Here is a 21819-nt window from a genome sequence, read left to right on the forward strand (position 1 = left end):
TGGAGTATAGTCTTATCCGCGCCGGTCGTGCTTTAGCGCCGTCGAATATTTCGACAACCCAGGCGTGGATAAATTATTTCAATAAACTCGCGAGAAGGATGCATTATCTCGCGTAGGCTGTGCTGTTCATCCTCTGGTTTTAGAAAATTTGACCAAATGTTTGATTCCATTGAAATCAATTTTTAAAGGGTTGGGCTTAGAATTCCCGCGCACAGGGAAAGTGTGGATGAAGCCAGATAACCCGAACAGGGTCCCTATAGATGTGTATCTGTCGTTTGTGAGTTCCCTTTCCGGGAATCGCATGACGCTTCTTGCTGGCGTGATCGTGCATGTCGCCACGTGCCTTGCCGTTGCCGCCAAGACGCAGTTCTTCGTCTATATCCCGCTGGCGGCCGCCTTCCTTCTGGTCTTCTGCGTTCGCATGGTCATCTTCCGGCAGTTCGATTGCGTCGACAAGGAAAGCCTGTCGCGCGCCGGAATAGAGCGTTGGGAGCGGATCCTGGTTGCCGGTGCGGCCTGCACCACCGCCTTGCTTGGCATCGCCAGCGGCTATGCCATCTTCGTCGTGCACGATTCCTTTGCGGAGCTTGCCTGCATTGCCGTCACGATGGCGACGATGGTCTCCGTCGTCGGCCGCAATTACGGTTCACGCCTGGCGGTCGACCTCCAGACCTTCTCCTGCTGTCTGCCGATGATCGTCTGCAGCCTGTTGGCGCTGGATTTTTATCGCGGCCTGCTGTCGATCTTCCTCATTCCCTTCTGGCTGACGACGCGGGCGATGGCAAACGGTGTGCGCGAGTTCCTCTATGAGAATGTCATCGCGCGCCGGGAAATCACCATCATCGCCGACCGCTTCGATACGGCGCTCAACAACATGCCGCATGGCCTGGTCATGGTCGATGCCGAAAACCGTATCCAGGTCGTCAATCGCAAGGCCTGCGAGCTTCTGAAGATCGGTGCGCCGGAGCGGTTGAAGGACCGCGACCTCGGCGCCGTGCTGCGCTATGGCGCGCGCTACAGCTTCATGGACGCCTCGCAGCCGGAGCTGATCCTGCGCCAGCTCACCCAGGTTGCCGAAGGTAACCTGTCGCGCACGCTCATTCATTTCCCCGAGGGCCTGTCGCTCGAATTTTCCGCCAGCCGTAGGGCCGATGGCGGCGCCGTGCTGATCTTCGAGGACGTGTCGAGCCGGGTGAAGGCAGAGCAGAAGATCATGCACATGGTCCGCTTCGATGCGCTGACCGGCCTGCCGAACCGCGAATATTTCGGGCAGCTTGTGCAGGAGTATCTCGGCAAACATCAGAGGAAGTCCGGGCCGCTCGGCTTCATGGTCCTCGATATCGACGAGTTCAAACATGTCAACGACATGCGCGGCCACGTCACCGGCGACCATCTGCTCTGTGCCATCGCCGCCCGCATCAAGCAGGCCTCCGGCAACGCCATCCTCGGCCGGCTGATGGGAGACCAGTTCATCCTGTTCTTCCCGCATGCCAAGGAGCCGGCTTCGCTCGACATCGAGATTCGTCGCGTGCACGCCGCGATCCAGGGTCATTATGAGGTCGACGAGCTGACCTTCCTCGTTTCGCTCAGCGCCGGCTACGCGATCCTTGAAAGCACCGCTTTTGCGATGGATGAATGGAGCGTCAAGGCGGATCTGGCGCTGTTTGAAAGCAAGTCGCGCTTCAGGGGCGGCATATCAGGCTTCGAGCGGGAGATGGACGGCCGTTATATCGAGCAGCAGAAGCTGAAGGCGGATCTGCGCGACGCAGTGTCGGCGCAGGCGCTGCATCTGGTCTTCCAGCCGATGTTCCGGGCCGACGGCTCGCGCATCGAATGCGCCGAGGCATTGGCGCGCTGGGTGCATCCGGAGAAGGGCTCGATCCCGCCCGACGTCTTCATCCGGCTCGCCGAAGATATGGGCATCATCTCCGACATCACCCGTTTCGTCCTGTTCAAGGCGTGCAGCGAATGCATGAACTGGCCGGACCATATCGCCGTCTCGGTCAACCTCTCGGCGCGGGACCTGCGCGATGCCGACATCCTTGCGGTGGTTGCCGATGCGCTTGCCCATTCCGGCCTCGATGCGGCGCGGCTGCATCTCGAAGTCACCGAAAGCTGCCTGATCGACGAGCCGGCGGCGGTACGCGCCATCCTGGCGGAGCTCAGGGCTCGCGGCATCACCATCGCCATCGACGATTTCGGTACCGGCTTCTCCAGCCTCAGCTATCTCGACACGCTGCCGCTCGATATCGTCAAGATCGATCGCTCCTTCGTGCGCAACATCGTCGAGGATACCCGCCGGCTCAAGCTGTTGCGCGGCACCGTCCATCTCGCCCGCGAACTGGGCCTGAAGATCGTCATCGAAGGCGTCGAGACCGAGGAGCAGCTCGCACTGCTCAACAAGCACCGCAGCGCCGATCTTGTGCAGGGCTACGTTTTCTCGCAGCCGGTGCCTTCCCAAAATATCCCGCTGCTGCAGCAGGGCATCGGCCGCCGCGTCGTTCAACGCCGTCGCAACAAAGTCGCCTGAGCGCTCTTCATCGGCCGATTTTCTCCACTGAAAGTCACGCGCCGCGTTAACCTTAACAATTTAAAAACGGCCGAAATTATCGGATTTCCTTGCCTAAATTTCACTGGCGTATGATTAATGATCCGTTAACGAGCGGATCGAGAAATGTCAGAAACACTGTTCAAGCGTAGCGATTTCAGCACAAAAATTTTGGAAATTTTGGATCATGTCGAGTATCGCCGCGTCGAAAGCAGCGAAGACATGGAAGAGGTGGAACGGTTGCGCTACAAGGCCTACAAGGCCCATGACGTGCTGGCGCTCGCCCCGAAAGGGCTGCTGGACGATAGCGATTTCGACAGCCACGCCTATATTTTCGGACTGTATTATTATGGTGAGCTGGTCAGCACGATCCGGGTTCATTATGTGACACCCGAGCATCGCCTCAGCCAGTCCGGCGGCGCCTTCCCCGAGGCGATGGACGAGCTTCTGGATGCAGGACTGACCCTGATCGATCCGGCGCGTTTTGCGGCCGACCCCGAGCTCACCGCCGATCTGCCCTGGATCCCTTATCTGACGCTGAGGCCGACCATCGTGGCGGCAGCGTATTTCCGTGCGGACCGCGTTCTTCAGTTCGTTCGGCCGCCGCATGCGGCTTTCTACAAGCGGGTCTTCTACGCCGATACGGTCGTGCCCGGCCGGCTGGCGAAGAATTACGGGATCGACATGACGCTGATGGCGACGAATGTGATCGAGGTGGGGCGCAAGCTGTTGACGCGTTATCCCTTCTTCATCTCCAGCGCCAGCGAGCAGCGCATGATGTTTTCGCGCAATCCCAACGACACCTTGCCGCCGCTCACCATCATTCCGACGGCACGCTTCGTGCCGCAAGGCGAACTCGGCACCGACCTGCCGCTGTGATTTGTCCTTGCCCCGACGGAGGGACGATGTCCGCGGGGCCGATGAATTGGGCGACGAATGCAGAGATATCAGCCGCTCTTCAGGCTCTTTCCGGGCCTCTGACATAGTGGTTGTCACCCGCGCCTGCGGCATTCTCATGCATTGCGCTTTCGCCTGTCATTGTGTAATCCCTGCACGTAGGGACTTCCCTCGCAAGAGCGGGGGAATCAGGCAGCGCAGAGGCATTTCAGGGAGACGATATTTATGGCCGAACATCATACCGGACCGGTCGAGACCGGCGCGCCGATGGATTACAAGGAACATGAAAAGACCTACGACATGTTCATCGCCGGCGCGAAATACGGCTCGATGCTCCTCATCGTCCTCCTGCTTGCAATGACAGCCGGTTTCTTCGGCGGCGCCGGTCTTTTGGGCGGTCTTTTCGTCTTCATCATTCTTCTCGCCATCGGCATCGTCCTGCTCCGCTAATCGCGTAGATTCGGAGGGTCAGAGCGTCCTTTGTGCGTCCGAAAGGTGCACGGCGCTCTGAGGGGAGGAGAGCTTCTCCGAAGCTTTGTGAACTAGGTGCTTGGCCCGCGCAGGCTAGCCTGTGGCGGTCCGGCTGACCCGGAGGAGGGGGCAGTTGGGCAATATTGTTTTCGTTGCGAGAGAAACTGAGGGCGAGGAGACGCGTGTCGCCGCCTCCGCCGAGACCGTGAAGAAAATGAAGAGTTTCGGCTTCGACGTTGTCGTCGAAGCCGGCGCCGGTGCGGCTTCCCGCATTCCGGACGGGGAGTTCGAGGCTGCTGGGGCCAGGATCGGCAGTTTTGCCGATGCGGCCTCCGCCGACGTGGTGCTGAAGGTGCGCCGTCCCAGCGGATCGGAAATCTCAGGCTATAAAAGCGGTGCTGTGGTCATCGCCATCATGGATCCCTACGGCAATGACGAAGCGATCGCGGCTCTGGCAAGTGCCGGGCTTTCGGCTTTCGCAATGGAGCTGATGCCGCGCATTACCCGCGCCCAGTCCATGGATGTGCTTTCGTCCCAAGCCAATCTCGCCGGCTACCAGGCCGTCATCGAGGCGGCTGGTGTCTATGACCGCGCCATGCCGATGATGATGACGGCGGCCGGCACCGTCCCGGCCGCCAAGGTCTTCGTCATGGGCGCCGGCGTCGCCGGTCTCCAGGCGATCGCGACCGCGCGTCGTCTCGGCGCGGCGGTCTCAGCCACCGACGTTCGCCCCGCTGCCAAGGAGCAGGTCGCTTCGCTCGGCGCCAAGTTCATCGCCGTCGAGGACGAGGAATTCAAGGCGGCGGAAACGGCCGGTGGCTACGCCAAGGAAATGTCCGCCGACTATCAGGCGAAACAGGCGGCTCTGGTAGCCGAACACATCGCCAAGCAGGATATCGTCATCACCACCGCGCTGATTCCCGGTCGTGCGGCGCCGCGGCTCGTTTCGCGCGCCATGCTTGCCGGGATGAAATCAGGGGCGGTCGCCGTCGACCTTGCGGTCGAGCGCGGCGGTAATATCGAGGGCGTCGTCGCCGGCGAGATCGCCGATGTCGAAGGCGTCAGGGTGATCGGTTTCGCCAATATGCCGGGCCGGGTTGCGGCCAGTGCCTCGGCGCTTTACGCCAAGAATCTCGTCACTTTCCTCGAGACCATGGTCAACAAGGAAACCAGCCGCGTCGTCGTCAATCTCGACGACGAGCTGGTCAAGGCGACGATGCTGACCTATGCCGGCGACGTGGTTCATCCCGCCTTCGGCGGCGCGAAGAAGGGAGACATCTGATGGCCAGTGAAGCAATGGACAGAGCGCTGGAGCAGCTCGACCAGGCGGTGACCGCCGTCATCACGGCGGCGGCCCAGGCACCGGAAGCGGCAAGTGCTGCGACCGGCGGGGCGATCGATCCTTTCGTCTTCCAGCTCGCCATCTTCGTATTGTCGATCTTCGTCGGCTATTACGTCGTGTGGTCGGTGACGCCGGCACTGCATACGCCGCTGATGGCCGTCACCAATGCGATCTCCTCCGTCATCGTCGTCGGCGCGCTTCTGGCGGTCGGCATCTCCACAAGCGGGCTTGCGACCGGCTTCGGTTTCGTCGCCCTCGTGCTCGTCTCGGTGAACATCTTCGGCGGCTTCCTCGTCACGCAGCGGATGCTTTCGATGTACCGCAAGAAGGACAGGTAAGGGACCGATGACCAATATCGCAGCCTTTCTCTACCTCGTCTCCGGCGTTCTCTTCATCCTGGCGCTGCGCGGCCTGTCGCATCCGGCCACCAGCCGCAAGGGTAATCTCTACGGCATGATCGGCATGGGGATCGCAATCCTGACGACGCTCGTGCTGGCCACGCCGAATTTTGGCGGCTTCGTGCTGATCGTCCTCGGCCTCGCCATCGGCGGCAGCGTCGGCGCCTATGTCGCCCGCACCATCGCCATGACCTCGATGCCGCAGCTCGTCGCCGGTTTCCATTCGCTGGTCGGCCTTGCGGCCGTACTGGTAGCGGCCTCCGCACTCTATACGCCTGCCTCCTTCGGCATCGGTGAGATCGGCCACATTCACACCGAGGCGCGTGTCGAAATGGCGCTCGGCGTGGCGATCGGAGCGCTGACCTTTACCGGCTCGATCATCGCCTTTCTGAAGCTCGACGGACGCATGTCCGGCAAGCCGATCCTGCTGCCCTACCGGCATGTGATCAATGCCAGCCTGCTGATGCTGATCGTGCTCTTCATCATCGGGCTTGCCGCCACCGAAAGCCATTTCGACTTCTGGGCCGTCGTGGCGCTGTCGCTGGCGCTCGGCGTTCTGCTGATCGTGCCGATCGGCGGGGCCGATATGCCCGTCGTCGTCTCGATGCTGAATTCCTACTCGGGCTGGGCTGCGGCCGGGATCGGCTTCACGCTCGGCAATCTGGCGCTGATCATCACCGGCGCGCTTGTCGGCTCCTCCGGCGCGATCCTCTCCTACATCATGTGCAAGGGCATGAACCGCTCCTTCGTCTCCGTCATCCTCGGCGGTTTCGGGGGTGAGACGGCCATCGGCGGGCCGGACACATCCGACAGGACGGTGAAGCTCGGCTCGGCCGAGGATGCAGCCTATCTGATGGCGAATGCTTCAAAGGTCATCATCGTGCCGGGATACGGCATGGCGGTCGCCCAGGCCCAGCATGCATTGCGTGAGCTCGCCGACAATCTGAAGAAAAACGGCGTCGAGGTGAAATATGCGATCCATCCGGTCGCAGGCCGCATGCCCGGCCACATGAACGTGCTGCTCGCCGAAGCCAACGTTCCTTATGACGAAGTCTTCGAGCTCGAGGACATCAATTCGGAATTCGCTCAGGCCGATGTCGCCTATGTCATCGGCGCCAATGACGTCACCAATCCGGCGGCGCGCGACGACAAGACCTCGCCGATCTACGGCATGCCGATCCTCGATGTCGACCGGGCAAAGACCTGCCTCTTCGTCAAGCGCTCGCTCGGCTCGGGCTATGCGGGTATCGACAATACGCTGTTCTATAAGGACGGCACGATGATGCTGCTCGGTGACGCGAAGAAGATGACCGAGGATATCAACAAGGCGATCGCGCATTGATCGACAAAGATGCAGCCGCCCTCGGGGCGGCTGTTCGATTTGCGGCAGACCTGGCTAGTTTCCTCAGGTCTCGCCCGGCACCAGCGTCATCTTCTCGACGCCGATCGCCAGATTCAAACCTTCCTGCGCCTGAACGTTCAACGGCTGCAGCATGAAGGCCTTGTCGGTGCCGCCGGCGATGACCTTGGCGCCGGCGCCTGCACCGATGCTCGCATCGGCGCCGATCCCGTAATATTCGCCGGCGAGGGCGAATTGCGGGATATCCGTGCCGGTCTTTGCCAGCACCTGCCAGATCATGACGCTCTTGCCGGTCTGGCCGATATCGAGCCCGAATTTCTCGATCTTTCCGGCATAGACCGCCTTGGCGCCGCCGGATGCCGGTGTGTAGGTGCAGATGAGGTTCTTCTGCGAGGTGACGATCAGACCCTGGCCGCCATCCGATCCGCAGACCAGACGGCCAAGCGTGACATAGTTTTCCGCGCCCGCCGGGCTCGCCCAGGCAGCGGCCGTCAGTGCCGCGGCTGCGATCATGATTTGCTTGAACATGGCCTTTCTCCTTTGGAACGACCTGTCCGAAACGGGTGGAAATAGCGATTGTTCCGGGCGCAGATTCAAAGTGACAGCGCGTCTGCAGAGACGCGCAGCGCTCTATTCCCGCTCCAGCGTGGCGCGTTGCGCCGTCAGCACCCACAGCAGACCTTCGGGGCGGAAATCGATCTCAACCGTGCCGCGGAAGGCGGAGGCGGCATGGGCTTTGATCACGGTCGTGCCGAAGCCCGAGCGTGATGGCTCGGTGACCGTCGGGCCGCCTTGCTCCTCCCAGGTGAAGCGGAGCAGGGCATCCGGCTTGTCTTCCTCCCTGATATCGCGCCATTCGAAGCGGACGCGGCCTTGCGGCACCGAGAGCGCGCCGTATTTCACCGAATTGGTGGCAAGTTCATGCAAAGCGAGGCCGAGATTCTGCACGGCATCCGGCTTCAGCACGAAGTCTTGCCCGCTGATGTCGATCTGCTCGCGCGATTGCGGGAAGGCCTGCAGATGAATGTCGACCACCCGTCGCAGCGACACCCCGCCCCATTGCTCGCTGGTCAGGAGCTCGATCGAACGCACCAACCCCTCGAGGCGGTCGGCGACGGCGGCGCGGAAGGTCTCGACGCTGTCGGACTGCTTGGCGAGCTGGCGCATCATTGCCTGGGCTAGCGTCAGAAGATTCTTGGTGCGGTGGACGAGCTCATGCATGACGAAACGCAGTCGGTCCTCGGTCTGGCTGCGATCGAAAGAGGCATTCGAAAGAGCAATCGCCACCTGGTTCGCCTCGATGACGCTGGTCTCGACCGGCGAGACGATATGGCCTTCGCCCATGCGGTTCGCCATTTCGGCGATATCGCGGATGGTGGTACGCACCTGCCTTGCGACGGCATAGGCGCCCAGCACGGCGACGAGCACCAGGGCGACGCCGCCGATGATGAGGAAACGCCAGGTGCTAAGGATCGAAGCCTGGGCGATCGGTCCCCAGATCACTGTCTTCCACGACCAACCTGGGATTTGGGCATAACCGAGGAGCATGTGCGGCAGGATCGTCTCGTCCCGGAAGACGCCACGCGGCGCGGTGAGTGCCGGCAGGATGCGCGGATCGAAAGCCGTGCCGGGTTCTAGATTGGCGGGGCCGGTGGCCGCGACGACATGGCCGCTGTCATCGATGACGGCAGCCGACCAGCCGGTTGCAAGACCCTCGGTGGTCACGAGCTTGCGCAGATCCTTGGCATCCTGGGTAATGATGAGGGCAGCAACGGGATCGTTCTTCCGCGGCAGGGTAACGTTATAGACCCAATCGCCGCTGGTCCGGCCGCGAAAGACGTCCGATGCTTCGATGCGACCGGAAGCCATGACCGCCTCGAGGGCAGGCATGTTCGCCGTCTTGTCGAGCGGTGTGCCGAATGCCCGGCGTGTGTTCAACAACTGCTGGCCGCTGCGATCGACGGCGATGACGAAAAGCGTATTGTCTCGAAGGGCCGTTTCGGTGCGTTCGTGGAAGGCGGCGAGATTGCCATTTTCCAGCTCCGGCGAGCTGGAAAGCAGCCGCAGCGTCGTTGCCATATCCTGAAGCTGGCGATCAATGATGCGCGAAAGGGCGAGCGCATCCTGGGCCGTCTCGCGCCTCAGCGCCGAGCGCTGGTTGTCTTCCAGCTGTAGCAGAAGCAACGTCACAAAGGCGAAGATCGGCAGTGCGATCGCCACCGCCATGGCGACGAGGTAGGTGCCGATCGAGGCTTTGGGAAAGAACAGTGCGACGATCTTCATCTGCCGCGCCACATGACGTGGGCTACGGCATAATTCCTTAAATCGGATCGATCTAACGGTACAATTATGCAGCCATTCACAGGGTGACTGCATCCTTTACGCGCCTGAAAAGACGCGCGGCGCCGGAATGCGCGTGGCCCGCAACGGTTTTCGCTTGCGGCCAGGAAAGCAAAGATCCGCATCTCTCGCAAACCGCCCCCAACACGTGTTCGAACGCCCGATAGCGGGCTATCGAAGCAGCGCCATGTTAGGGGGAGCAAGAGCAGGTTGCAACATGGTATGACACGCGATCGACCGTGACGGACGCTTTTTCCGGCGTCTCTTCTGAAGGAGGCGCGCGGCTGCTTTTTTTGGCGGGGATCGCTTCCGCCGCCCGGCGCGACACAATCTCACATTGACGATATAGGCAGGGTGCTTCCGCAAGATTCGTTTGAATCTTCAGGGCTTTGGCCGGCGCCCCGATGGGCGGTGCGATCGGCAGGGGCTGCTACGGGCGGCCGATGTTTTCGGGCCGCCCGATTCATATCCTTAGCCGGCTGGGGCAACGCCGACTCGGGCAAGACCGTCGCGTGCCGGCTGGTATTTGGGATCGAGGCCGATCGCGTGGCGATAAGAGCGGGCGGCCTTCGCCTTATCGCCACGACGTTCGTAGACGAGCGCTTGGTTGGCCCAGGATTCGGCGAGGTTGCCGTTGAGCTCGATCGCATGGTTGAAATCGGCAAAGGCGTTGTCGTCGTCGTTCAGCGCGATATAGGAAATGCCGCGGCCATTATAGGGTTCGGCAGAATTCGGCGCGAGCGAGATGGCTTTCGAGAAATCGTCGATCGCCTTGTCCTGCTGATTGCGCTTCTGATAGATCAGGCCACGATTGTGATAGGCGCGGCCATCGGTGGTGCCGAGCTGGATCGCCTTGTCGAAATCGTTGAAAGCCTGATCGTCCTGGCCAGCCATGCGATAGACATTGCCGCGGCCGATATAGGCGACGTCGTAGCTCGGATTGATCTGCAGGGCGGCATTGTAATCGCCAATCGCCTGAGCCTGCTGGCCCATGTTGCGATAGACAAGGGCGCGGTTGGCGTAGGCCTGGAAAAACCGCGGATTGATCTGCAGCGCCGTGTTGAAATCGTTCAACGCCTGGCGGAACTCGCCGGCGCGGCCATAGGCGGAGCCGCGGACGTTGTAACCTTCTGGATCTCTCGGATTGGCATTGATAACAGCCGTCAGCGAAGCGATGTTCTCTTCCGAACCTTGCGCCTTGTCGATGCGGATCACGGCATCCGAGGTGTTGGTCGTCTCGCAGCCGGCGAGGCCGAACATCGCCGCCAGCGCCAAGGCGGGCAGGAATGCGGTTTTCTGCAAGCGCAAAGCGCGGGACGGATTGAAGGTGTTGACAGCCATTCGGGCTCGCTTTCCCCATGCGGCATATCCGGTGCGCGGATATGCGATCTTCAGCGGCAAACTAAAAAGGCGGCGGCGAACCCATCGCCCCCGCCACAATGCATCTGAAAACGTCGAAAAAACGACGGCAACGCTCAGCGTGCGACCAGACCTTCGCGCTGGGCGCGCTTGCGGGCCAGCTTGCGAACGCGACGAACAGCCTCGGCCTTCTCGCGAGCACGCTTCTGCGACGGCTTCTCGTAGTAGTCGCGCATCTTCATTTCGCGGAAAATGCCTTCGCGCTGCATCTTCTTCTTGAGAGCGCGGAGAGCCTGATCAACATTGTTATCGCGGACAAGTACCTGCACGAGAATCACGTTCCTTTGGTTGGTTGATGCCGGAGGCGGCGCAGCGGCCAGAGGCAAAACAATAACGTTCGCGCGGCCGCAGCCTTGCGATTGGTGATGCGAAATAGCAGATCGGGTATGGGAAGTCCAGATGGATATGGGAGGCAGGTGGAAAAATCACGCCTGCCCCGAATCCGCTCACGATCCGGCCGTTTCGGGCGCGGCTTCATCCAGCGCGGCAATGGCCTCCTTGAGAGCCGTCCTGACCCGGAGGCGGTCGGCCGGCTCCAGCCGGCTCATATCCAGATGCAGGTCAAGGCCGGAGAGATGCTCGCTGAGAACACGGCTCTTGTGATCCGCGCCGAGCGTCAGCCCATCCACCGCATAGGGCACGATTTCGCGCTGGATGCCCTTCATCGTGATCGGCGGCAGGGGATGGGCGTCGACGATTTCGTTCACCAGCGCATAGGTTTCGTAGCTGATGACGATCTCTCCTCCCTGGGCGATCGATTGCAGCCGGGCCGCGAGATTGGCCTCCGCCCCGATAATCGTATAGTCCATACGGTCATTGCTGCCGAAATTGCCGACATTGCAATAGCCGCTGTTGATGCCCATGCGGACGACGAAGGGCTCTTCGGTGCCGTTTCTGCGCCATCTGTCCTTGAGTTCGCCGAGACGGTGCTGCATGGCGACGGCCATGCGCAGACAGGCTTTGGCGTCCTCCTCCGGTCCCTTGGTTTCGGGATCGCCGAAGAAGACCAGCATCGCGTCGCCGATGAACTTGTCCACCGTGCCGCCATGCTCCAGGGCAATATTCGACATTTCGGTCAGATATTCGTTGAGCATCTCCGTCAGCGCTTCCGGCTGCAGGCGCTCGGTCGTCGCCGTGAAATCCTTGATGTCGGAGAAGAAGATCGTCAGGCGCTTGCGCTCGGTATGCACGACCACGTCCTTCTGCCCGGAGAAGATGCTCTTGTAGATCTGCGGCGAGAGATAGCGCGATATCTTCAGGGAAACGCTGGCGAGAAACTCGTTCGCCGCTTCCAGATCCTGGTTGGCGCTATGGATCGCGCGCGCCTGCTGCCGCTGGAGCAGAATGAAGCTGATGCCGATGATGGCGACGAAAAGAAAATAGCAGAGCAGATATTTGAAGGCGAAGACGTTGCTCGCATAAGGCTGCCGGATGATGACCTCCTGAATGCCGCGCACATCGCCCACCTTCCAATCGGTCTTCGGGCTTTCGGGATGGCTATTGTGGCAGGCAACACAGGCCTGGCCCATGACGACGGGGGTGATGAACCGCAAGGTGTCGGTCAATCCGACGCGGGTGAGATCGTTCAGCGTCTGCTGCGGATTGGCGCGCAACGCGGCGAGCGATTTCTTCTCGAAGTCGTCGAGCTCGTGAGAGGCTCGGCTCTTGAACGGCAGGTCGGAGACGAAACGGTAGGTGATATTGGCCTGCTGTTCCTTGATGACGTCGCCGAGTTCCAGGGACAATGTGGCCGGCAGCGGAATGGCGCCTGGTATATTCGCGTAGTTGTGAGAGACGATCGTGCCTTCGGTCGCGCCGCTGGCATGGGCGGCCAGCACGCGCCCCACGACATTGGCGGAATAGTAGGAGCGGATGCTCGATATCAGCGAGCTCATGTCGCGCGCCTGACGCCGCAGGGTGTTTCCGGAGAGATCGCTGATATCGAGCCAGACGGCCAGCGGCAGCCCTGCGAGCATTGCCAGCACGACGACAATCAGCCAGTGGCCGCTGCGACGCGCGGCGGTTTCGGAAATCACGGCGACCTCCATCGCTCTCGAAAGCATCCGATTTTTCGGTCGCTACAAGAACATTTCGCCGCGCGCCGAGCAAGGTCGAAGCCTTGTCATCCAAGCAAAAGCACGGCCAAAATTGGAGGTGTGTTGGTATTGAAGAGGTTTGCAGGCCGCCGGCCGGAAAACGAAATGCGGGAGGCGGAAAAGACACTGCTCGGGATGCATGTGCGAATGGCGTTTGGACTGAAAGCGGCGTAGCCTGTCTGACGGCAGGTTCGGTCCGCCCTACCCTGTCTGCCGTGGGAGGGGACGCCCGGTGAGATGATGACGCGCGTGCAGCAAATCGGTGTCGTTATCGGCCTGGCGATCGTGGCTGCGCTGACGATCCTCCGGGCCGGCGATCCCGGGATTTTCAAGCTGATCCGCGGCGTGACGTTCGACGAGTATCAGCGGCTGGTTCCCAGAACCTTCGAGCCGATGCCGGTCCGCGTGATCGACATCGACGAGGCATCGTTGCGCGAATTCGGCCAATGGCCATGGCCGCGGGACCGGATCGCCCTGCTGGTGGACCGGCTTTCGCAGATGGGGGCTGCGGCCATCGCCTTCGATATTCTGTTCGCCGAGCCGGACCGGCTGTCGCCGCGCAACGTTGTCCGCGAGGTTGCCGGCGTCGATCCTTCCCTTGCCGAGAAGCTGCCTGACAATGACGAGATATTCGCCAGCGCAATTGCCGAGAAACCCGTCGTCCTCGGCTTCGGTCTTTCCAACGAGGGCAATTACCGGCCGCCTGTCAAGGCGGGCTTTGCCTTCACCGGCGAAAGCCCCGTCTCGGCTCCACCCTATCTCCGCGCCTCGACACCACTCAGGCCGCAATTGGAGGCCAAGGCGGCGGGCCTGGGTCATATCAGCCTCAACCCCGGCAATCCCTCGCCGGTGGTGCGGGCGGTGCCGCTGTTTCTGACCGACGGCACGCAGCTCTATCCGAATCTGGCGATCGAGGCCCTGCGCGTGGCGCAGGGAGTGTCGACCTATGTGCTGTCAGGCGCGCCCGATCGCGCCGGCATCATGACATCGGCAAAGATCGGGGATTTCGTCGTGCCGCTGACGGCGGCGGGCGAACTCTGGCTTTATGTCAGTCCCGACCGGGCCGAGCGGTACATATCCGCCCGGCAGGTGCTCGCCGCCGAAGGGGCCGCTCCCGAGGTCGCGGCCGCCATCGACGGCAGCATCGTCTTCGTCGGCACGTCGGCGGCCGGCCTGCAGGACATTCGCGTCACCGCGCTCGGCGAGAACGTTCCCGGCGTTTCGCTGCATGCGCAGGCTGTGGAGCAGATCCTCTCCGGTCATTACCTGTCGCGGCCCGACTGGGCGGACGGCCTGGAAATCCTGATGATTGCCGTGCTCGGATGCCTGCTCGTCGTGGTGACGACCTTCGTCAGCCCGGCGGTCGCGCTGATCTGCGGCCTGCTGATCACGGCAATGGGGTTGGTGGCGTCCTGGCTCTCGTTTCTGTATGCAGGACTTCTCTTCGATCCGCTGGCTCCAATCGTCAGCGGATCGATCATCCATTTTGCCGCGACCTCCTTCCGGATCCTGGTGATCGACCGGGAGCGGCGGGCGGTGCGGCGGGCCTTCGGCCATTATCTTTCTCCGTCGCTGCTGCATCGCATCGAGCATACCCGCGACGCGTTGCGCCTCGGCGGCGACGACCGCGAGCTGACGGTGATGTTCGTCGATGTCAGGAGCTTTACCGAGATCAGCGAGCGGCTGGCGCCGACGGATGTCGTCGCGTTCCTGAACACGTTGCTCGATGCGCTGAGCCGCCATGTGGTGGCCAATGAAGGCACGCTCGACAAGTTCATCGGCGATTCGATCATGGCATTCTGGAATGCGCCCGTCGATGTGGCCGATCATGAGACCAAGGCGGTTCGCGCTGCACTTGCCATGCGCGAGACGCTGGCCGAATTGAATGCCGGCGACGCCTTCGGCTTCGGGCCTGAACAAAAGGTCGGGATCGGCATCGGCATTCATACCGGCCTTGCCTGCGTCGGCAATATGGGCGCCAAGACCCGCTTCAACTATTCGGCGGTCGGCGACGCCGTCAACGTCGCGGCGCGGCTGGAATCATGCTGCAAGGAGGTTGGCTTCGATATTCTGATATCCGACAGCACGGCAAAGTCGGTGCAGGGGATGGCGCTGATCGAGGCTGGCGCCATTCCGCTCAAAGGCAAGAGCAGCCGAACGCAGATCCTTGCCGTCGTCGGCGACGAACGTGTTGCCGCATCTGCCGAGTTTGCAGCACTTGTTGGCGTTCATCAGCAACTGATGCAGGCCCTGCTTTCGCATTCGAAGAACACCCGCAAGCTTATCGGCACGGCAAAGCTCAGGGCGGTGCAGGTGATCGACGGCCTGGCGGAATTCTATCAACGAATATCCGGCAGGACGGATCATTTTCGCGAGGCGCCCGATGGATTGGAGAAGAGTGCGGCCGACTGAGGGCGTCAGCGGTTGCGATTGAGACCCCAGCCCTTGCCATGGTTCCGATCCCTGTTGTGATCCCGATCTTTATCGTGATCGCGGTCACGATCCCGATGATCCCCTCGATCGTGATAGTCGTGATCATCGTGCTGATCGTGATGTTCATGCCGGCCACGGCCATCATGCTTATCGGGTTTATCCGGTTTGTCGTGATGCGGCTTGTCAGGCTTGTCGGGCTTGTCGGGCGTGGCCGGCCGCTCTTTCTGCGGCTCGGCCTGCCGCTGCGGCGGATCTTGTCGCTGCGGATTGGGCGCCGGCTCGGTTGAAGACGGAGGCGAGGGCCGGTTTCTCTCTTTTCTGTCCGGCGCGACGGAGGCCACATTGCAGCCGCCGAGCATGCCGATGCCGCCCGAAAGTCGCTGATTGCCGGAGAGGAAGGGGAGGGCGCGCGGATTTCCGAGCGTCTCGAGAACACTGGGATCGACCCGGCGTGCCGCCGACATATTGCCGTTCGGCTTGGCCACCACGCAATCGCAGCGCTGCTGCAACTGCCGGCAGCCGCCCGGGCCGCAAAACTGGGCCGCGCCGTTCAGCAGCACGACGGCGGTCGTGCCGTCAGGGCCGACGTAGAAATCGAAAGCGGTGCCGCGTACGCCGATCGTGCCGGCCGGCGTCAGGATCTGGTAGGCCGAGGAGTTGGAACTGCCGCTGACCCAGCGGAACGTCCCTTTTGCCGCTCTGATGGTCAGTTTCTTGACCGATTGGGAATCATCGAAGACATATTTGTCGATGACAACCGACGAACCCCAGCCGACCGCGAGCTTCGTGCCGTCACGAAACAGGAACTGGCCGAGCCCCGATTGCGATGTCTTGATGCGCTCGTTGCGATGAACTTTGGTGTCGACCTCGATCGGGCCGCTTTGTCCCGTCACCTCGGTCTTGATGACGACAGCCTGGCCGACCGGCTCGGCGGCGGGTGCCGGCCATGCGCTGCTTAACGCGACGCAAAGCGTCGCGACTGATACTGAGCGCCAACCCCACATGATACACATACCCCAGAACATGCGATGATTAGCATTTTAGCAATTGCTTGTCTTCTCACCCTGTTGGGCTAGGACGGAGGAGGCAGAGCATGGCGTCGACCGAAAACCGCGCAGTTTTTCGCCATCATGTCGTTTAGTGTCAAAAGCAAAGCTCTCGCGCGTCGCAAAAGAACCGTTGTGCCGCATTTGGATTTGCGATTTGTATGGGCGCGGAGAACAGCCCCTTGCCCGAAGGAGAAGAAGGCGGATGCGGAAATATTCGGTTTTTGCCGTGGCGCGGGAGGCCCTTCGTGGCCACAAGGGCTGGGAGAAGCAGTGGACTTCGCCTGAGCCGCGCGCTGAATACGACGTCGTCATCATCGGCGCCGGCGGCCACGGGCTGGGTGCCGCCTACTACCTCGCCAAGGAACACGGCATCACCAATGTTGCGGTGATCGAGAAGGGCTGGCTCGGCGGCGGCAATACCGGGCGCAACACCACCATCATCCGCTCGAACTATCTCTATGAAGAGAGCATGCACATCTACGAGCATTCGATGAAACTCTGGGAAGGGCTTTCCCAGGAGCTCAACTACAATGTGATGTATTCGCCGCGCGGCGTGATGATGCTTTCGCACAATATTCACGACCAGCAGTCCTTCAAGCGGCATATCCATGCCAACCGGCTCTACGGCATCGACAATGAATGGCTGACGCCGGAGCAGGCGAAGGCCTATTGTCCGCCGCTCGATATCTCGGCCAGCGCGCGCTACCCGATCAACGGCGCAGCACTGCAGCGCCGCGGCGGCACGGCGCGGCACGACGCGGTCGCCTGGGGTTATGCGCGAGCGGCCTCGGACCGCGGCGTGCACATCATCCAGAATTGTGAAGTGACCGGGATCCGGCGCGGTGCGGACGGACGGGTGACCGGGGTCGAGACCTCGCGCGGTTTCATCGGCGCCAAGAAGGTCGCCGTGTCGGCGGCCGGCCATACGACAACGGTCATGCAGATGGCCGGCGTGCGTGTGCCGCTGCAATCGAGCCCGCTGCAGGCGCTGGTCTCCGAACCGTTGAAGCCGATCTTTCCCTGCGTCGTCATGTCGAACACGGTGCATGCCTATATCTCCCAGTCCGACAAGGGAGAGCTGGTCATCGGCGCCGGCACCGACCAGTATAATTCCTATTCCCAGACCGGCGGGCTGCAGATCATCACCCACACGCTCGATGCCATCTGCGAGCTCTTCCCGATGTTCCGGCGCGTCAAGATGATGCGGCAATGGGGCGGCATCGTCGACAATACGCCGGATCGTTCGGCGATCCAGTCGAAGACGCCGGTTCCCGGGCTCTACGTCAATTGCGGCTGGGGCACCGGCGGTTTCAAGGCGACGCCAGGCTCGGCCAATCTCTTCGCGCATCTGATTGCCCGCGACGAGCCGCATAAATTCAATGCCGGGCTGACGCTGGAGCGTTTTCGCAGCGGCCGGCTGATCGACGAAGCAGCGGCGGCGGCGGTGGCGCACTGATGACAAATGTTATGGCTGAGCCTCGGACGCTCACTCCTTTCGTCGCTTACCCCCTCATCCGCCTTTCAGGCACCTTCTCTCTGCTGGGGAGAAGGGGAGGAGAAGGAAATCCCACATGCTGCTGATCCATTGCCCTTACTGTCAGGAAGAGCGTTCCGAGCTCGAATTCCGCGGCGCGGGTGACGCGCATATCGCGCGGCCCGCCGAGATCGCCTCGATCTCGGACGAGGAATTCGAGGCCTATTTCTTTCTGCGCGACAATCCGAAGGGGCTGATCTTCGAACGTTGGCGACACATTCACGGCTGCGGGCGTTTCTTCAACGCGGCGCGAGATACGGTGACCGACAAGTTCATCGTGACCTACAAGGCGGGCGAGCCGAAGCCTGAGATCGGGGCTGCGGCCAAGCAGCATGGGCCTGTCGAGACATATGAAGCCGTGGAAGGAGAGGCGCAATGAGCGGCGTGAACCGTATCGCCGGCAAGGGGCGCCTGACACCGGCCAAGACCGCACGCTTCAGCTTCGACGGAAAGAGCTATACGGCGCTCGAAGGTGATACCGTCGCCTCGGCGCTGATCGCTAACGATGTGCATCTTCTGGGACGTTCGTTCAAATATCACCGGGCCCGCGGTATTCTGTCTGCAGGGGCCGAGGAGCCGAACGCGCTGATCGACGTCGCCCGTGATACGGCGCGCAAGCAGCCGAACGTGCGCGCCACCGTGCAGGAAGTTTTTGACGGCATGATCGTCAACTCCCAGAACCGCTGGCCCTCGCTCGCCTTCGATGTCGGCGCCGTCAACAATCTGATGTCGCCGTTCTTCGCCGCCGGTTTCTACTACAAGACCTTCATGTGGCCGCGCGCCGCCTGGAAACACGTCTACGAACCGCTCATCCGTCGCGCCGCCGGCCTCGGGGTCGCGCCGACGGAGGAGGATCCGGACCATTATGCCAGCCGCTATGCCCATTGCGACGTGCTGGTGGTCGGCGCCGGCGTTGCCGGGCTTTCGGCTGCGTTGGCTGCGGCTGAGACCGGTGCCCGGGTGATCCTTTGCGACGAGCAGGCGGAAGCCGGCGGTGCGTTGCGCTACGATGCCGGCGTGACGATCGACGGACAGGACGGCTATGCCTGGGCCCAGAAGGCCGTGGCGCGGCTGAAGGCGATGGACAATGTCGAAGTGCTCACCCGCACGACCGCCTTCGGCTACTACAACCACAATTTCGTCGGTCTTGCCGAGCGCGTCACCGACCATATCGCCAAGCCCTCCCACGATCTGCCGCGCGAGCGGCTCTGGCAGGTCCGGGCCAAGCGGGTCATCCTCGCCACCGGCGCGATCGAGCGGCACATGGTATTTCCGAACAACGACCGGCCGGGCATCATGCTCGCCTCGGCGGGGCGGATGTATCTCAATCATTACGGCGTCGCCGTCGGCACCAAGGTCGGCATCTACACGGCGCACGATTCAGCCTATGAAGCGGCTTTCGATCTGAAACGGGCCGGTGTTTCGATCGCCGCCATCGTCGACAGCAGGCAAGCGCCGGGCGCGGCGGTGCTGGAAGAGGCGCGTGCGCTCGGCATCGATGTTCTCACAGGCCAGTCTGTTATCAACACCGCGGGACGGCTGCGTATCTCATCGATGACGGTGGCGCGCAACGGCGGCGGTTCATCGCGCAAGATCGCGGTCGATGCGCTCCTGGTTTCGGCTGGCTGGACGCCGTCCGTCCATCTCTTCTCGCAGTCGCGCGGCAAGGTGGCCTTCGATGCCGAAAGCCAGCGTTTCCTGCCAGGCTCTTACGCGCAGGATTGCCTTTCGGTCGGTGCCTGCAACGGCACCGACGACCTGCAGCGGACGATCGAGGAATCGCTTGCCGCCGGCGAGCTGATGGCGCAGGCCACCGGCAAAAGCAGCGGCGAGAAGATCGCAATTTCGGCCGAGCAGGCCTATGACTGGACGGGCGGCATGATCGGCGCTGCCGAAGGCGCCGGTCCGAAGACCAACGCCAAGGCCTTCATCGATTTCCAGCACGACGTCTGCGCCAAGGATATCCGCCTTGCCGTGCGCGAAGGCATGCATTCGATCGAGCATATCAAGCGCTTCACGACCAACGGCATGGCCTCGGACCAGGGCAAGCTCTCCAACATGCATGGCCTGGCGATTGCCGCCGAAATGCTCGGCAAGGAAATCCCGCAGGTGGGGCTCACCACGTTCCGTGCGCCCTATACGCCGGTCACCTACGGTACGCTGATCGGCCATTCGCGTGGTGAGCTGTTCGACCCGACACGCAAGACGCCGCTGCACGATTGGGAGGAGGCCCATGGCGCGGTCTTCGAAGATGTCGGCAACTGGAAGCGCGCCTGGTTCTATCCGCGGGCTGGCGAGACCATGCATCAGGCGGTTGCACGCGAATGCCGGACGGCGCGCGAGTCGGCCGGTATCTTCGACGCCTCGACGCTCGGCAAGATCGAGGTGGTCGGTCCGGATGCGGCGAAGTTCCTCAACCTCATCTACACCAATGCCTGGGATACGTTGAAGCCCGGTAAGGCCCGCTACGGCATCATGACCCGCGAGGACGGCTTCGTTTATGACGACGGTGTCGTCGGACGCCTGGCGGACGACCGTTTCCATGTCACGACGACGACCGGCGGCGCGCCGCGCGTCCTGCACCACATGGAAGATTACCTGCAGACGGAATTCCCGGATCTGAAGGTATGGCTGACCTCGGTGACCGAGCAATGGGCTGTCATCGCCGTGCAGGGGCCGAAGGCGCGCGAGATCGTCGCGCCGCTGGTCGAAGGGCTCGATCTTTCGAACGAGGCCTTCCCGCATATGAGCGTTGCCGAGTGCACGGTCTGCGGGGTGCCGGCGCGGCTCTTCCGCGTCTCGTTCACCGGCGAAACCGGCTTCGAAATCAACGTGCCGGCCGACTACGGCCAGTCGGTGCTCGAAGCGGTCTGGGCCAATGCCGAACCGCTCGGCGCCTGCGTCTACGGCACGGAGACGATGCACGTGCTTCGCGCCGAGAAGGGTTACATCATCGTCGGGCAGGACACCGATGGAACCGTGACCCCCGATGACGCCGGACTTTCCTGGGCGGTTTCGAAGAAAAAGACGGATTTCGTCGGCATTCGCGGATTGAAGCGGCCGGATCTCGTCAAGGACGGGCGCAAGCAGCTTGTCGGCCTCGTCACCAAGGACCCGAAGCTGGTGCTCGAAGAAGGCGCGCAGATCGTCGCGAGCCCGAACGAGCCGAAGCCGATGACCATGCTCGGCCACGTCACATCAGCTTACTGGTCGGACAATTGCGACAGGTCGATCGCCTTTGCACTCGTCGCCGGCGGCCGGGCGCGGATGGGCGAAACGCTCTATGTGCCGATGCCGGATCGGACGATCGCCGTCGAAGTGACGGATCTCGTATTCTTTGACAAGGAAGGAGGCCGGATCCATGGCTGAAGTCGCAATTCGCAAACCGGCGCTTGCCGGCCGTCTCGGCGGCTCCGCAACGGTGCGGCTGACGACCGCACCCGCTGCCAGCCGGGTGGCGCTGCGGGCGCCCGCAGAATCGCTCGCAGCACTTTCCGCTGCTCTCGGCCTGTCTGTGCCGGCCGCCCCGAAAACATCCGGCCGGGCTGGCGCCCGCTCGGCGCTGTGGATCGGGCCGGACGAATGGCTTGTCATCGATGAGGACGGCGCCGACCTGATGGCGGCATTTTCCGGTGCCGGCGCGCTGCATTCGGCGACCGACGTGTCCCACCGCAATGTCGCGATCATCGTCTCGGGACCGGGTGCGGAGGCAACGCTTTCGGCCGGCTGCCCGCAGGATCTGTCGCTTGCTGGCTTTCCGGTCGGAGCCGCATCGCGCACGATCCTGGGCAAGGCGGAGATCGTGCTTTTCCGCACGGAAGAAGACACGTTCCGGGTGGAATGCTGGCGGTCGTTCTCGGACTACGTCTTCGGGCTGCTGAACGAGGCGGCTCACGACGCCGGGCATTGAACCCGCGCCAATCCCGGCTGGG

Annotated in this window: 17 protein-coding genes; 11 read left to right on the top strand and 6 right to left on the bottom strand. The window is 62.2% G+C overall.

The window, feature by feature from the left end; translation table 11 throughout:
* The first annotated feature begins 226 nt into the window (after positions 1-226).
* The 6 genes from EEQ99_RS15840 (at position 227) to EEQ99_RS15865 (ending at position 6998) form a co-directional block, all read left to right on the top strand.
* Entirely contained in the window at positions 227-2530 is a 2304-nt protein-coding gene (locus EEQ99_RS15840) for a putative bifunctional diguanylate cyclase/phosphodiesterase (RefSeq protein WP_047616347.1), read from the top strand.
* Positions 2531-2674: 144 nt separating this feature from the next.
* Entirely contained in the window at positions 2675-3427 is a 753-nt protein-coding gene (locus tag EEQ99_RS15845) for an N-acyl amino acid synthase FeeM domain-containing protein (RefSeq protein WP_047616349.1), read from the top strand.
* Between the two features lie 243 nt (positions 3428-3670).
* Positions 3671-3895 carry an aa3-type cytochrome c oxidase subunit IV gene (locus EEQ99_RS15850; protein WP_047616350.1) on the top strand — a complete coding sequence of 75 codons (225 nt, stop codon included), beginning with the start codon at positions 3671-3673 and terminating at the stop codon, positions 3893-3895.
* A 154-nt stretch (positions 3896-4049) separates the two neighbouring features.
* Positions 4050-5198 carry a Re/Si-specific NAD(P)(+) transhydrogenase subunit alpha gene (locus tag EEQ99_RS15855; protein WP_047616352.1) on the top strand — a complete coding sequence of 383 codons (1149 nt, stop codon included), beginning with the start codon at positions 4050-4052 and terminating at the stop codon, positions 5196-5198.
* On the top strand, positions 5198-5596 hold the full coding sequence (locus EEQ99_RS15860) for a proton-translocating transhydrogenase family protein (RefSeq protein WP_003542949.1): 399 nt from the start codon (positions 5198-5200) through the stop codon (positions 5594-5596). Before EEQ99_RS15855 ends, EEQ99_RS15860 begins: the two co-directional genes overlap by 1 nt.
* 7 nt (positions 5597-5603) lie before the next feature.
* Entirely contained in the window at positions 5604-6998 is a 1395-nt protein-coding gene (locus EEQ99_RS15865) for an NAD(P)(+) transhydrogenase (Re/Si-specific) subunit beta (protein ID WP_127430730.1), read from the top strand.
* A gap of 63 nt (positions 6999-7061) precedes the next feature.
* On the opposite strand, the gene EEQ99_RS15870 is transcribed toward EEQ99_RS15865, so the two are convergent.
* The 5 genes from EEQ99_RS15870 to EEQ99_RS15890 all read right to left on the bottom strand — a co-directional run bounded on the left by EEQ99_RS15870 (position 7062) and on the right by EEQ99_RS15890 (position 12823).
* Positions 7062-7544 (bottom strand): DUF992 domain-containing protein, encoded by a 483-nt coding sequence (locus tag EEQ99_RS15870; RefSeq protein WP_047616357.1) that lies wholly within the window; start codon positions 7542-7544, stop codon positions 7062-7064.
* 102 nt (positions 7545-7646) lie between these two features.
* Positions 7647-9299 carry a sensor histidine kinase gene (locus tag EEQ99_RS15875; RefSeq protein ID WP_097543080.1) on the bottom strand — a complete coding sequence of 551 codons (1653 nt, stop codon included), beginning with the start codon at positions 9297-9299 and terminating at the stop codon, positions 7647-7649.
* 528 nt (positions 9300-9827) lie between these two features.
* Positions 9828-10697 carry a tetratricopeptide repeat protein gene (locus tag EEQ99_RS15880; protein WP_047616361.1) on the bottom strand — a complete coding sequence of 290 codons (870 nt, stop codon included), beginning with the start codon at positions 10695-10697 and terminating at the stop codon, positions 9828-9830.
* A gap of 134 nt (positions 10698-10831) precedes the next feature.
* Positions 10832-11044, bottom strand: coding sequence for a 30S ribosomal protein S21 (gene rpsU / locus EEQ99_RS15885; protein WP_003585885.1), 213 nt, complete (start codon positions 11042-11044; stop codon positions 10832-10834).
* A gap of 177 nt (positions 11045-11221) precedes the next feature.
* Positions 11222-12823 carry an adenylate/guanylate cyclase domain-containing protein gene (locus tag EEQ99_RS15890; protein ID WP_127430774.1) on the bottom strand — a complete coding sequence of 534 codons (1602 nt, stop codon included), beginning with the start codon at positions 12821-12823 and terminating at the stop codon, positions 11222-11224.
* A gap of 288 nt (positions 12824-13111) precedes the next feature.
* Here EEQ99_RS15890 and EEQ99_RS15895 point away from each other — a divergent pair, with 288 nt between their 5' ends.
* Positions 13112-15283, top strand: a complete 2172-nt coding sequence (locus EEQ99_RS15895) for a CHASE2 domain-containing protein (protein WP_047616792.1) — start codon at positions 13112-13114, stop codon at positions 15281-15283.
* A 5-nt stretch (positions 15284-15288) separates the two neighbouring features.
* Here the strand turns inward: EEQ99_RS15895 and EEQ99_RS15900 are convergent, their stop codons facing one another.
* The gene (locus tag EEQ99_RS15900; RefSeq protein ID WP_127430731.1) at positions 15289-16308 is read right to left on the bottom strand and encodes a FecR family protein; all 1020 of its coding nucleotides are present in this window, start codon (positions 16306-16308) and stop codon (positions 15289-15291) included.
* A 247-nt stretch (positions 16309-16555) separates the two neighbouring features.
* On the opposite strand from EEQ99_RS15900, the gene EEQ99_RS15905 reads away from it, so the two are divergent.
* The 4 genes from EEQ99_RS15905 (at position 16556) to soxG (ending at position 21797) form a co-directional block, all read left to right on the top strand.
* Positions 16556-17809 carry a sarcosine oxidase subunit beta family protein gene (locus EEQ99_RS15905; RefSeq protein WP_028756873.1) on the top strand — a complete coding sequence of 418 codons (1254 nt, stop codon included), beginning with the start codon at positions 16556-16558 and terminating at the stop codon, positions 17807-17809.
* A 115-nt stretch (positions 17810-17924) separates the two neighbouring features.
* Complete coding sequence (locus tag EEQ99_RS15910; RefSeq protein WP_028756872.1) at positions 17925-18266, top strand: sarcosine oxidase subunit delta; 342 nt, start codon at positions 17925-17927, stop codon at positions 18264-18266.
* The gene (locus tag EEQ99_RS15915; protein WP_127430732.1) at positions 18263-21256 is read left to right on the top strand and encodes a sarcosine oxidase subunit alpha; all 2994 of its coding nucleotides are present in this window, start codon (positions 18263-18265) and stop codon (positions 21254-21256) included. The genes EEQ99_RS15910 and EEQ99_RS15915 overlap by 4 nt, the downstream gene beginning before the upstream one ends.
* On the top strand, positions 21249-21797 hold the full coding sequence (soxG, locus tag EEQ99_RS15920) for a sarcosine oxidase subunit gamma family protein (protein WP_097543083.1): 549 nt from the start codon (positions 21249-21251) through the stop codon (positions 21795-21797). Before EEQ99_RS15915 ends, soxG begins: the two co-directional genes overlap by 8 nt.
* Positions 21798-21819 lie beyond the last annotated feature (22 nt).

The sequence above is a fragment of the Rhizobium anhuiense genome (genome assembly GCF_003985145.1).
Classification (GTDB): Bacteria; Pseudomonadota; Alphaproteobacteria; order Rhizobiales; family Rhizobiaceae; genus Rhizobium; species Rhizobium anhuiense.